General features: G+C 71.3%; 10 protein-coding genes and 1 pseudogene. 6 read left to right on the top strand and 5 right to left on the bottom strand.

Translation table 11 applies throughout. The annotated features are described in order from the left end of the window. Positions 1-86: 86 nt before the first annotated feature. Together ACWD1U_RS35775 and ACWD1U_RS35780 are read right to left on the bottom strand one after the other, a co-directional pair. Positions 87-527 (bottom strand): annotated as a pseudogene (locus tag ACWD1U_RS35775) (flotillin domain-containing protein); the annotation flags it as partial. Positions 528-714: 187 nt separating this feature from the next. After that, positions 715-2,160 (bottom strand): amidase, encoded by a 1,446-nt coding sequence (locus tag ACWD1U_RS35780; protein WP_451113537.1) that lies wholly within the window; start codon positions 2,158-2,160, stop codon positions 715-717. Between the two features lie 221 nt (positions 2,161-2,381). Here ACWD1U_RS35780 and ACWD1U_RS35785 point away from each other — a divergent pair, with 221 nt between their 5' ends. From ACWD1U_RS35785 to ACWD1U_RS35800, 4 genes are all read left to right on the top strand, one after another. Next, entirely contained in the window at positions 2,382-3,794 is a 1,413-nt protein-coding gene (locus ACWD1U_RS35785; protein ID WP_451113538.1) for a glycoside hydrolase family 43 protein, read from the top strand. 183 nt (positions 3,795-3,977) lie between these two features. Further along, a complete protein-coding gene (locus tag ACWD1U_RS35790; protein WP_451113539.1) occupies positions 3,978-4,367 on the top strand; it encodes a BlaI/MecI/CopY family transcriptional regulator in 390 nt (129 codons plus the stop codon). Between the two features lie 6 nt (positions 4,368-4,373). Next, the gene (locus tag ACWD1U_RS35795; protein ID WP_451113540.1) at positions 4,374-5,306 is read left to right on the top strand and encodes a M56 family metallopeptidase; all 933 of its coding nucleotides are present in this window, start codon (positions 4,374-4,376) and stop codon (positions 5,304-5,306) included. A gap of 242 nt (positions 5,307-5,548) precedes the next feature. Then, positions 5,549-6,931, top strand: a complete 1,383-nt coding sequence (locus ACWD1U_RS35800) for an LCP family protein (protein ID WP_451113541.1) — start codon at positions 5,549-5,551, stop codon at positions 6,929-6,931. A 24-nt stretch (positions 6,932-6,955) separates the two neighbouring features. On the opposite strand, the gene ACWD1U_RS35805 is transcribed toward ACWD1U_RS35800, so the two are convergent. The 3 genes from ACWD1U_RS35805 to ACWD1U_RS35815 all read right to left on the bottom strand — a co-directional run bounded on the left by ACWD1U_RS35805 (position 6,956) and on the right by ACWD1U_RS35815 (position 9,250). After that, on the bottom strand, positions 6,956-7,570 hold the full coding sequence (locus tag ACWD1U_RS35805; RefSeq protein WP_451113542.1) for a hypothetical protein: 615 nt from the start codon (positions 7,568-7,570) through the stop codon (positions 6,956-6,958). A 76-nt stretch (positions 7,571-7,646) separates the two neighbouring features. Beyond that, positions 7,647-8,102 carry a tellurite resistance TerB family protein gene (locus tag ACWD1U_RS35810; RefSeq protein WP_451113543.1) on the bottom strand — a complete coding sequence of 152 codons (456 nt, stop codon included), beginning with the start codon at positions 8,100-8,102 and terminating at the stop codon, positions 7,647-7,649. A 152-nt stretch (positions 8,103-8,254) separates the two neighbouring features. Beyond that, a complete protein-coding gene (locus tag ACWD1U_RS35815; protein WP_451113544.1) occupies positions 8,255-9,250 on the bottom strand; it encodes a sporulation protein in 996 nt (331 codons plus the stop codon). A 431-nt stretch (positions 9,251-9,681) separates the two neighbouring features. Here ACWD1U_RS35815 and ACWD1U_RS35820 point away from each other — a divergent pair, with 431 nt between their 5' ends. Together ACWD1U_RS35820 and ACWD1U_RS35825 are read left to right on the top strand one after the other, a co-directional pair. Beyond that, complete coding sequence (locus ACWD1U_RS35820; RefSeq protein WP_451113545.1) at positions 9,682-11,019, top strand: hemolysin family protein; 1,338 nt, start codon at positions 9,682-9,684, stop codon at positions 11,017-11,019. Further along, complete coding sequence (locus ACWD1U_RS35825) at positions 11,016-12,041, top strand: hemolysin family protein (RefSeq protein WP_451113546.1); 1,026 nt, start codon at positions 11,016-11,018, stop codon at positions 12,039-12,041. Before ACWD1U_RS35820 ends, ACWD1U_RS35825 begins: the two co-directional genes overlap by 4 nt. Positions 12,042-12,260 lie beyond the last annotated feature (219 nt).

The following is a 12,260-nucleotide window of genomic DNA, read 5'->3' on the forward strand; positions in this document are numbered from 1 at the left end:
GGCCGACAAGCGCGGCGGCTTCCTCTCCGGCGGCCACGACGCGCTCACCCGCTTCACCGTCGGCCCCCGTGCTCACGCCCTTCGGGTCACTTCTCGTCCATCGGCACCTTCCGGGCCGCCCCGTCGAGCGGCGAGCCCTCGACGGGTGCCTGCCCGTCGCGGTCCATCGACGCGAGCAGCTGCCGGGCGAGGCCCAGCCCTGTGCCGCCCATGGTGAGTGCCTTGGCGAACATGTCCGCCATGCCGTCGGCGCCGTTGAGCAGCACCATGTTGTCGACGTTGCCGAAAGCGGACGCGCCCGCCTTGACGATCTCCGGCCAGTTCTCGGCGAGTTGCTGGGCGACGACGGCCTCCTGGTTCTGGGCGAGGGCGGCAACGCGGGCCTTGATGGCCTCGGCCTCCGCGAGTCCCTTGGCCTTGGCCGCCTGGGCGTCGGCCAGACCCCTGGCCTGCGCCGCCGTCGCCTCGGCCTCACCGGTGGCCCGGGTCGCCTGCGCGGCCGCCTCGCCCCGCACCTGCGTGGCCTCGACCACCATCACGACCGTGCCCGGCTCGATGCGGTCCGCCGCGGAAGCGGGGTGGGCGAGGAAGTGCTCCGCGCCGCCGCGCACGCGGACGATCACCTCGCCGACCAGCCCGGGCCCCACCGTTCCGGTGACCCGTCCCACGAGCCCGACCATCGACGCGTCCGCCGTGAGGACAGCGTACGGTCGTTCAGGCGGCGGCGGAACGTGCCGTGACCGGCGGCGGCCACTTCTCGGACCAGCGCAGCTCCGCCTCCAACTGCGCGGCCACCCGCACGAGAAGCGGCTCGCTGTTCGCCGGGCCCAGCAACTGCGCGCCCACCGGCAGGCCGCCCGGCGTGAAACCGGCGGGCACGTTGATCCCCGGCCAGCCCAGCACGTTCCACGGCCAGGCGTACGGGCAGGCCGCGATCATCGCCCGGTCGGTGGCGAAGCCGCTGAGTTCCAGCAGGGCGCCGATCCGGGGCGGGGGAGCCGCGGTGGTGGGCGCGAGGACGACGTCGTACGAGGTGAAGAACCCGCCGATACGCCGGTGCAGCACGGCCTCCGCCCGCCGGGCCGCCCGGAGCGGGGCCCCGCCGAGCAGCCGGCCCAGCCGGGCGGCGCCCCGGGTGCGCCGGTCCAGCAGCGCCGGGAAGGGCGCCTCACTCACCCGCTCGGCGATCCCGGCGGTGGCGCGCGGCACGAACGTCAGCCCGATCTGCCCGTACGGCGGGTCCGCCTCCTCGACTGTGTGGCCCAACGCGGCCAGCAGCTCGGCGAGTGCGACGACCCGGGCCCGCACCTCCGGCAGGAGCCGGGCGGGCACCGCCGTGAAGGGCGGCTCGAGGGAGAGGGCGACGCGCAGCCGCCCGGGGTCGCGGCCGACGGCCCGGGACACGTCGAGGGCCGGGGGCCGGTGCGGGTCCTGGGCGTGGTTGCCGCTCGCCGCGTCGAGCAGCAGGGCCGCGTCGGCGACCGTGCGGGCGAGGGTGCCGTTGACGGTGATGCCCTGGAAGGACTCGCCGCGCGGCCAGGTGGAGATGCGGCCGCGCTGCGGTTTGATGCCGACCAGATGAGTCCACGCGGAAGGGATCCGCACCGAGCCCGCCCCGTCCGAGCCGAGCGCGGCGGGCACCAGACCGGCGGCGACCGCGGCGGCCGAGCCGCCCGACGAACCGCCGGGCGTGTAATCCGTGTTCCACGGGTTGCGGGTCGCGCCGAACGCGGGTCCTTCGGTGAAGGGCCACTGCCCGAACTCGCAGGTGTTGGTCTTGCCGACGATCACGGCCCCGGCGGCGCGCAGCCGCCGCACCGCCTCGCCGTCCTCGGTGACCGGGGGGAACTCGCCGCAGCAGCCGAACGCGGTGGGCTCGCCGGCCACGTCCATGTCGTCCTTCACCGCCACGGGGACGCCGAGCAGCGGCTTGCGCCCGTCGTTCGAGGGCCGGTCTCCCGCGCCCGCGGCCAGCTCCCGGTCGGCCGCGTCGGCCTCCGCGAGCGCCGCATCGGCCCGCACGAGCCGGAAGGCGTTGATGCTGCCCTGCGTCGCCTCGATCCGCGCCAGCGTCCGCTCGACCAGAGCCCGGGACGTCACTTCCCCGGCGGCCAGCGCCCGGGCGGTCTCCGCCAGGCCTTCGGCGCGGTCGAGCGTCATACGGACACCTCCGGAAGCGGCTTCTCTACCGAACGGTAACGTCCGGTGGACGCTGGCGGAATGCCGACGACCGGAGTGGACGTTCACCCGCCGGCGGCCACATCTACCCACTGGGCACATCCGCTCCTGTTCAAACCATTGACGCCCCTCGGGCCCGCCTTTACGTTCTGAGCCCCTACTTCTCGATCGAGTTTCCGAACTTCGTTCGGTATTTCGAATCCATGGTGTCCGAGGGAGAGCCACCCGTGACTCCACACCCCGCTGCCCCGTCCCGCCGCACCCTGCTGCGCGCCCTGGCCGCCCTGCCCGCCTCGGCGGTCCTGCTCGGCGAAACGCCCGGACTGCTCGGCAGTGCCCTGGCCGCCGCGCCCCCGAACGGCTCGGCCACCCGCTACACGATCGTGCCGTTCCTCAACAGCGACGACGGCACCGTCAACGTCTACCAGTCGGACGACGCCACCGACTTCCGGCTGCTGCGCTCCTCCGCGTACACCCCGCCCGCGAACCGGATCCGCGACGCGAGCGTCATCAGACACACCGACGGCTACTACTACGCCACCTACACCACGCACACCTGGCAGGACACCAGCACGACCATCGGCTTCGCCCGCAGCTCCGACCGCCTCAACTGGACGTTCCTGTACGACTACACCGTCCCCGTCGCGAATCTCTCCCGGGCCTGGGCGCCCGAGTGGTTCGTCGACAGCGACGGCAGCGTGAGCATCATCGTGTCCTGCTCCACCACGAACGACGAGTGGATCTTCACGCCGTACCTCCTGCGCGCCACCGACTCGGCGCTGAGGGCGTGGAGTTCACCGGTGGTTCTGTCCGGGATCGGCGCCAACCACATCGACACCTTCATCGTGAAGATCGGTTCGACGTACCACGCCTTCCCCAAGAACGAGACGACCAAGTACATCGAGTACGCCACCGCCTCGAACCTCACCGGCCCCTACACGATCCGCAGGACGGGCGACTGGGCCGGCTGGGGCAGCTACCGCGAGGGCCCGGCCCTGGTGCGGCTCGACAACGGCGGCTGGCGGATCTTCTTCGACGGCTACGGCGACGGCAACTACTACTACAGCGACAGCTACGACACCTTCGCCACCTGGACGGCACCGGCCGCGCTGCCCGGGATCTCCGGCACGGCACGGCACTTCACCGTGGTCAAGGAGACGGTCGCGGGCGGCCCGAGCCTGGCGAAGAACGTCACGCGCTCCTTCCGGTCGGCGAACTACTCGACCCGCTACTGGCAGCAGCAGTCCTCGCTGCTCAACCTGCCCGTGGTCAGCAGTTCCAGCACCACCGCCGAGAAGCGGGCCGCCACCTTCACGGTCGTCGCCGGCCTGGCCGACGGCAGCGGCTACTCCTTCCGCGACGCGGCCGGCAACTACCTGCGCCACTGGGACTTCCGCGCCCGCTTCGACGCCAACGACGGCACGAGCACCTTCGCCAGGGACGCCACGTTCGTCCTCCGGGCCGGTACGGCCTCGGGCTCGGTCCGCTTCGAGTCGTACAACTACCCTGGGTACTACCTGCGCCACTACGCCTACCAGTTGCGCGTGGAGCGCTCGAACGGAACGGATCTGTTCCGGCAGGACAGTTCGTTCCTGCCGGTGGCTGCCTGGGCGTGACCTGCGCCGCTGCCGGCCCGGGCAATCGTGCTGGGTGTTGCGGAATGCCTCCCTTCCCTCCCTGGTTTTCCCGGGAGTTCCCGGCCGAGGCGCTCGGGCCTGCGGTGAGTGGTGACCGCTCGACCACGGCCGTCTATACGATGTCCGCGCGGGAGACGGACGGCGGCAGAAGGGAGGCAGGGCGTGGCGGAGCACCGGCAGCGTCCCCGGCGGCGGGGGCAGGGTGAGCTGGAGGCGCTGGTTCTTTCGGCCTTGCGCGAGGCGGGCGGCCCGGCGACGGCGGGCTGGGTGCAGGAGCGCCTGGGCGGCGACCTCGCCTACACGACCGTCATCACCATCCTGACCCGGCTGCTGGGCAAGGGCGCGGTGGCCCGTGAGCGGGTGGGGCGGTCCTTCGCCTGGACACCCGCCTCGGACCAGGCGGGCCTGGCCGCGCGGCGGATGCGTAAGGTGCTGGACTCGGAGATGGACCGCGAGGCCGTGCTGGCCAGCTTCGTGACCGGCCTCGATCCGGACGACGAACGTCTGCTGCGTGGGCTGCTGGGTCAGTCCCGAAACGAAGGGGAAGACTGAAGCCGCATGGGGGTGTTCGTCTTTCTGCCGCTCGTGCTGCCCCTGACGGCGTGGCCGATCGCGCGCCTCGCCGAGCAGCATCTGCACCCGCGTACCGCGACCCGGCTGCTGACCGGACTGGCGGCGGTGATGGCGACGTGCAGCACGGTATGCCTGGGCCTTGTCATGGTGGTCGGCACCGCCCAACTGCCCGGCAACCCCCTGCCCGACGGCTGGTCGGACCCCGAGGTGCGGGCGGCGGTGCCGTACGACGAGGTCGTCGGGAAGGCGGCCATTCCCGCGCTGTGCGCAGTGCTCGTCGCCTGTGGGCGGACGCTGTGGCGGCATGGCCGGGTACGCCGAAGTGCCCACCGGGCGCTGGGCGGGCTGCCGGACACGGAGGTCGCCGTACTGCCTGATGACCTCCCGTACGCGTACGCCTTGCCGGGCGGTGGTCGCGACCGCGTCGTGGTGACCACGGCCCTGCTGGACTGCCTCGAACCCGCCGAGCGTCGGGCGTTGTTCGCCCACGAGCGGGCCCACCTTGCTGCCCGGCACCACCGCTTCCTGCTCGCCGTCCAACTGGCCGCTCGCGCGAATCCCTTCCTGCGGCCGCTGCGTACGGCGGTGTCGTACACGGCCGAACGATGGGCCGACGAGGAGGCGGCCCGAAAAGTGGGCAGCCGCCGGACGGTGGCATGCGCGATCGGCAAGGCCGCCCTGGTGTCCCGGGGCACCCCGGTGGCCACACTGGCGGGCTTCGCGGCCCCGGGTCCGGTGCCGCGCCGGGTGGCCGCCCTGCTGGGTCCGGCTCCCACGGTGCGCAGCTGGCCGTCCGTGTTCACGTCGGTGGGTCTGGCGGCGTGGGGTGCTGCCGCCGGGACCGCTGTTTCGGCGATGTCGTCGGCGAACTCCGCGGTGACGATGGTCCTCATCCTGCGCGCGGCCACTCCCCTGTGAACCGAGACGTCCTGGCTGACGTCCCCGTGCCGTTGCTGCTGCTCACGCTCGTTGTTCCAAGTCATCCGCGTGTGCACGTGTGTTCAGCGTCGAGTCACGGCCGTGCCGGCCCGGCGTGATGAACCCCCCCGGCGCGTTCCCGCCGTATCTCTACAGCGATGTAGAGTTCAGCCGTTCGGTGGATACGGGTCTGGGCGCCCGAGCGCGACAGGCGGTGCGACGGAGGGCGAGGAGTGGCGTCAATGAGCGGTACGGGGAGGCGGCACGCTCCCGAGGGAGCGGGGAAGGTGCGGCTGACGCGGCGGGGCCGGGTCCTGATGTGGAGCGCAGGGGCGTGCTCGGCACTCGTCCTCGGCGCCGCGGGCATCGGTGCCTGGGTCTACCAGGACTTGGACGACAACATCCACGCCGCGGACCTCGACAACAAGCTCGGCGGCAACCGCCCGGTCAACCTCAGCCCTGGTTCGAAGAACATCCTGGTCGTCGGATCCGACAGCCGCGACGGCGACAACGCGAAGTACGGCAAGGGCCTGACCACCATGCAGTCGGACACGCTGATGGTCGTGCACGTCCCCGCCGACCGGAAATGGGCCACCGTCGTGTCGTTCCCGCGTGACTCGTGGGTGGAGATACCGGCATGTGACATGGGTGACGGCGCCACGTCCGCACCACACCATTTCAAGATCAACGAGGCGTTCGCGATCGGCGGCACGGGGGGCGAGATCGCCGAGGCCGCGTCCTGCACCATCAAGACGGTGGAGGCCAACACCGGCCTGCGCATCGACCACTTCATGTCCGTCGACTTCCAGGGCTTCAAGGGCATGGTCAACGCCCTTGGTGGCATCGAGGTCTGCCCGGAACAGGCCATCCACGACGAGAAGGCGCACCTGGACCTGGATGCCGGCTGTCAGACCGTGAGGGACGAGGAGGCGCTCGGATACGTGCGCGCCCGCTACAGCATCGGCGACGGCTCCGACACCGGGCGTATCGGCCGTCAGCAGGAGTTCATGCAGGCGCTGGCCGAGAAGGCGCAGTCCAAGCTGACCAGCCCGAACGCGCTGTACGGCTTCCTGCAGTCCGCCACCAAGTCCCTGACCACGGACGAGGGCCTGGCCGGCATCAAGCCGCTGTACGGACTCGCCTCCGAGCTCAAGGGCATCCCTAGCGACCGCCTGACGTTCCTCACCGTGCCCAACTACCCGCGCGAGGCCGATGTGCCCACCGACAAGGCCAACCTCGTGTGGCAGTATCCGCAGGCCGTCGACCTGTTCACTTCCCTGGCCAAGGATCAGGAGGTCGACAAGAAGCGGCTCCAGGCGGATGCCGAGGATCCCGTCCACGCGTCCTCGGTGCGCGTCCAGGTCCTCAACGGCACCGGTATCTCCGGCCGCGCCGCCGCCGTCGCCGAGAAGCTGCGCGAGGCCGGGTTCACGGTCGTCGGTACGGGCAACGCCCCGCAGGAGACCCGCACCACCACGGTCGGCCATCCGCAGGGCCTGGACGCCCAGGCCGAGGTCCTCGCCTCCCGGCTGCCCGACGTGCGGCCCAGGCGGGACCCGGAGGCTGCCGCGGGCGTCGTGACCTTGGTCGTGGGAACCGACCTCGACCCCGGCGCCCTCCGGTGAGGGAGCGAGCCGGTTGAGTGCGGGTCAGGCGTCCGCCGTGTCGCTTCGGGCGGGCGGCCGGACGACCTCGGTGGCATCGAGGGCGGCGGCGTAGGCGTCGGCCGCGCTCTCGGCGAGGTACGGGGACAAGCGCAGCAGCACATGGCCCTTGAGGTAGGTGTGCTCGGCGCGGACCGGCGAGCGGAACGCGGAAGTGTGCAGGCTCTCGGCCCGGGCGCGGGCGGCGTCCGCACCGGCGAACACCTCGATCGCGCCACCGAGGTGGACGCTGCCCGGATCGGGTACGGCGACCGTGCCGCCGTCGATCCGGCGGTCCTCGAAGGTCAGCTTGCTGCGACAGCCGCCGTCCGCACCCAGGAGTCCGTCGGGGTCCTCATCCGCGTGGACGTAGAGCACCGCGTCCTCCACGGGGATCCCTGCCCCCTCCACGAGACGGAAGACGGTTCGGGCCTCGTCGGTGACGGGTGCGGTTCCGGCGTTCCGGTCCTGGTGGTGCCCGGCGCGGAACGGCAGCGGGATCGGCTCCTGGGGGAGGGCGGAGAGCACGATACCGACCAGCATCCCGGCACTGGCCAGGACCGCGGCCGTGCGGAGATGCCGTAGGGAGCTCCGCTTCGGGGGGCGGCCGGCGTGCGACATCACTCCTCCAGTTCTCACCGGGGTGCGGCGGGCCGGCGCCCCGGAGGGCCGGCACTCGCCGCGTCGCCCGGGTGGGTCAGAGGTCGAACTCGTGCGGCGGCAGGTCGAGGGTGTAGCACGCCTCGCGGACCACGGCCTGCTCGTCCTTGTCGAAGTCGCCGTCGGCACCGCCGATGACGATGCCGATCTGGATGACCGCGCGCGCCTCGGCGGGCTTCTTCTTCGCCTTGGCGACTTCCTGCAGCACACTCACCTTGCCGAAGGCGAAGTCGGCGGTGAGCTTGCCGAGGTTGTCCTCGAAACGGCGGCGCAGGTCATCGGCGTCGAAGTTCTGCAACACCTCGTTGGTGGCGATGAGCTGCGCCACGCGCTGCCGCTCGGACGGGTCGACCGTGCCGTCGGCGGCGGCGACCAGTGCGCACATGGCCATGCTCGCGTCGCGGAAGGCGCCGCTCTTCAGGTCGTTCTTCTTCGCCATGAGCTGGGTCTGCATCGTCGATGCGGACTCCTTGAGACGGTCCCACAGGGCCATGAGAACTCCATACGCGTCGGGGGGCTGCCCGGACCGGAGGGCTCCGGGCAACCCCGCTTCTACATTGATGTAGAAGTTACCAGCAGGGAGCGGCGCGGTGTGTCCGCCCGCCCCCTGCTCGCGCATCCTTTGCCCCCTGCCGGGGCCCCGTATCAGCCCTCGTCCTCCTCGTCGCCTTCGAAGAAGTCCCCGACCTCGTCGACGACTTCGGCCGCGACCATGCCGCCGACGACGCCGACCGCGAGTCCGGCGGCGCCCGCGGCGACGGCGGTACCCATGCCGGGGCCGGAGCGGTGGTGGTCGCCGTGCCCGTAGGGCCCGCCGTGCCCGTGCCCGGCGTACGGGTCACCGTGGCCGTACGCACCGTGGGAGCCGTGCGACGCCCGGTGCTCCACCAACTGGCGGATCCAGTTCTCGACTTCCGCGTTCCAGTCACGGGAGTCGTGGTGGCCGACGGTGAAGCGGGTGAGCGCGTCGTGGCCGCCGGAGAGGAAGCCGCCGCGCTTGTCGGCCTCCAGGACCACCTCCATGCCGCCCGGGTTGGCCAGGAAGGTCACCTCGATCTCGTTCACCTGGTGCGCGTACTGCGGCGACGGGGTGATCTCGATCTCCTGGTAGAACGGCAACTGCTGCCCCGTGCCGCCGATGTGCCCGTACTCCAGGTCGGCCGACTTGAAGCCGAAGCCGAGCCGGCCGAGGGCTTCGAGGATCGCTTCCTGGGCGGGCAGCGGGCCGACGGTCAGCGGGTCGAGGTCGCCCTTGTTCTTGGCGCCCGCCACCGACAGTTCGGTGCGCACGCCCAGCACGATGCCCAGGGGCTGGCCGTACAGCTCGGTGATCGGGGTTTCCCATGGCAGCGTCACACTGAAGGGCACACTGCGCTGTTCGCCCTCGGTGAGCCGGAAACCGCCTCCGGCGGTGAACCGGTCGAAGGCGACGACGCCCTCGCTCTCCCCTTCGCCGTGCTCGGCCTCGACCCGCGCGACGAGTTCCAGGGTGATGTGCTCGATGTCGAAGTCGGCGCTGCCACCCTTCAGGTGGACCTGTCCGGTGAGCGTGCCGCCGGGCCGGACGGGACCCGGGTCGAGGATCGTGTCGACGGTGGGGCCGCCCACACCGAGCGAGCCGAGCAGTCGTTTGAACACCATGGTGGCGTCCACTCCTTTTGAACGTGCGTGTGTTCCATGAGGGCGGTGCCGCCCGCCCGAGGGTGCGCGAGTCCCGGCCCGCGCGAGCTTTCTACAAACGAGTAGAAGCATAGGGGGGCCGGAGGTGACGAGGAGCACGGTCCGAGCAGTCGCTTCGGGAAAGGCCGAAATCGGGTTCCTGCGCTGGACAAGTGCCAGTGCCTTGACGTATCGGCCGTTCTCCCGCTGCCGTTGCCTGTCTCCGTGAAGATCCTGGAATTTTGCGGCTCCTTTACAGTTGGTGTAGAAGCAGGCCATCCTGCTGCCACACCTTGTCTTCCTACGCGTTCGAGAAGGAGCGACGGTCCCCCGATGGGTGATCCTGCTAGTAGCAGCCGTGCCGTTGCACGCCGTCCGCGCCATGCGGCCACTGAGGGAGCGGGGGTGGCACGGTGACCGAAATCCTGCTGCTCCTGATCGCTCTGCTGCTGACGCTGGCCTGCGCGGTGTTCGTCGCGGCCGAGTTCTCGCTGACCACCGTGGAGCGCGGTGAACTGGTGCGCGCCGCCGAGGCGGGCGAGCGCGGCGCCGACGGTGCGCTGAAGGCCGTACGGCGCCTGACGCTCCAGCTGTCCGGCGCCCAACTGGGCATCACCGTCACCTCGCTGGTGATCGGCATGCTCGCCGAACCGTCCCTCGCGGCGCTGCTGCGCGGCCCGATGCGGGCGATGGGTCTGGGCGGTGCCGCCTCCTCGGTGGCGACCGTGCTGGGCGTGGTGGTGTCCACCGTCGTGCTGATGGTGGTCGGCGAACTGGTGCCGAAGAACTGGGCGATCTCCCGGCCGCTGGCGGTCGCCAAGGTGGTCGCGGGCCCGCAGCGCGCGTTCACGGCCGCGTTCGGGCCCTTCATCGGGCACCTGAACAACACCGCGAACCGCTTTGTACGCCGCTTGGGTCTGGAGCCGGCCGAAGAACTGGCATCCGCCCGCACCGCCGACGAACTGGGCGCGCTGGCCCGGCACTCGGCTGCCGAGGGCGCTCTGGAGGCGGACTCGGCGGAGTTGTTCGTACGGACCCTGCATCTGGGCGAGCTGTCCGCTGAGAACGTGATGACGCCGCGGGTCGACGTCAAGGCCCTGGAGGTGCACGCGACGGCAGCCGACGCGGCCAATCTCAGCCACGCGACCGGCCTGTCCCGCTTCCCGGTCTACCGCGACAGCCTGGACGAGGTGGTCGGCACGGTCCATATCCGGGACGTGCTCGCCCTGGAGCCGGAGAAGCGGGCCGCTACGCAGGTCACCGAGCTTGCGACGGAGCCCTTGCTGGTCCCGGACAGCCTTACCGCGGACCGGCTGCTGGAGCGGCTGCGTGCGCACCGCACCATGGCCGTGGTCATCGACGAGTACGGCGGTACGGCGGGCGTGGCCACGGTGGAGGACATCGTCGAGGAGGTCGTCGGCGAGGTGCGCGACGAGCACGACCCCGTCGAGGTGCCCGACCTGGTACCCGCCCCCGCGACGCCGGACGGGCGCGCGGTGTGGGAGGCGGACGGCAGCGTCCGCATCGACCAGCTCACGGACATAGGACTCACCGCGCCGGAAGGCCCGTACGAGACCGTGGCCGGACTGATCGCCACCCGCCTGGCCCGGATCCCCGTCAAGGGGGACGTCGTGGACCTCGACGGATGGCACTTCGACGTGGTGGAGGTCGATCACCACCGCGCCGACCGCGTACGGATCACCGAACCGGCCGACTCGTCGGCCGTCCGGCTCCTGGAGGAGGCCCGATGACCCTGCTGCAACTCGCCATCGGCGCCCTCACCCTGCTGACCAACGCGTTCTTCGTCGGTGCCGAGTTCGCCCTGGTCTCGGTGCGCCGCAGCCAGATCGAACCGCGCGCCCGGGCGGGCCACAAGCGCGCCCGGATGACGTTGTGGGCGCTGGAGCACCTGTCGGCGATGATGGCCACCGCTCAACTCGGCATCACCGTCTCCTCGCTGGTGCTCGGCGCGGTCGCCGAGCCTGCCATCGCCCATCTGATGGAGCCCGCCTTCGAGGCGGTCCACATCCCGCACGGCCTCGTGCACCCGGTCGCCTTCGTCATCGCACTGACGCTCGCCACCTACCTGCACATGCTGATCGGGGAGATGGTCCCGAAGAACATCGCACTCGCCGCTCCCGTGCCCAGTGCGCTGCTGCTCGGCCCGCCGCTGGTGGCGCTGACCCGGGCGCTCAAGCCGTTCGTGTTCGGCATCAACGCCTTCGCCAACGCCCTGCTGAAGCTGCTGCGCGTGGAGCCGAAGGACGAGGTCGAGTCGGTCTTCACCGACGACCAGCTCGCCCGCATGGTCGTGGACTCCAGCGAGGCCGGGCTGCTCAGCCCCGCCGACGGAGAGCGGCTGCGCGACGCGCTGGAGTTGGGCACCCGGCCGGTGGGCGAGATCCTGGTCCCGGCCCAGCGGATGCGAACCGTCGACCACACGATCACCCCGGCCCGACTGGAGCGGCTGGTCGCCGAGGCGGCCTTCTCCCGCTTCCCGGTCACCGGCCCCGACGGCGCCCTCCTGGGCTACCTGCACATCAAGGACACCCTCGGCGTCACCGACCGCGACGCCCCCTTCCCGCGCACCACGTTGCACAAGGTCACCCGGGTGCGCATCGACACCCCGCTCGACGACACCCTCACCGCCCTGCGCGCTGAGGGCAGCCATCTCGCCGCCGTCGTCGGGGAGGGCGGCAAGGTCATCGGCTTCGTGACCATGGAGGACGTGCTCTCCGAGCTCGTCGGACCGGCGGCCTCGGCCGCCGCCTGACCGCCACGAGCGCGCCCCCGCACGGGGCGGACCGGCTTCGCAGCGCCGGCCCCGGGCGCAGGTTGAGCGGGGACACTCGACGGGCAATCTGTGCGCCGCCCTGGAAGCGGCCGGCATGGTGACGCGCAACGGGTCGGGGTTCGCCCTCGGGCGCCCATCAGCGTCACCGTGCTCAAGGCGCGGCTCGACGACGCGTTCCGTGACGCACTGCTGAAGGAC

The organism is Streptomyces sp. NPDC002788 (genome assembly GCF_053592115.1).

Coding starts and splice junctions, on each gene's coding strand:
- ACWD1U_RS35780 (WP_451113537.1), bottom strand. CDS start 2,160: ATGACGCTCGACCGCGCCGAAGGCCTGGCGGAGACCGCCCGGGCGCTG.
- ACWD1U_RS35785 (WP_451113538.1), top strand. CDS start 2,382: ATGGTGTCCGAGGGAGAGCCACCCGTGACTCCACACCCCGCTGCCCCG.
- ACWD1U_RS35795 (WP_451113540.1), top strand. CDS start 4,374: ATGGGGGTGTTCGTCTTTCTGCCGCTCGTGCTGCCCCTGACGGCGTGG.
- ACWD1U_RS35800 (WP_451113541.1), top strand. CDS start 5,549: ATGAGCGGTACGGGGAGGCGGCACGCTCCCGAGGGAGCGGGGAAGGTG.
- ACWD1U_RS35805 (WP_451113542.1), bottom strand. CDS start 7,570: ATGTCGCACGCCGGCCGCCCCCCGAAGCGGAGCTCCCTACGGCATCTC.
- ACWD1U_RS35810 (WP_451113543.1), bottom strand. CDS start 8,102: ATGGCCCTGTGGGACCGTCTCAAGGAGTCCGCATCGACGATGCAGACC.
- ACWD1U_RS35815 (WP_451113544.1), bottom strand. CDS start 9,250: ATGGTGTTCAAACGACTGCTCGGCTCGCTCGGTGTGGGCGGCCCCACC.
- ACWD1U_RS35825 (WP_451113546.1), top strand. CDS start 11,016: ATGACCCTGCTGCAACTCGCCATCGGCGCCCTCACCCTGCTGACCAAC.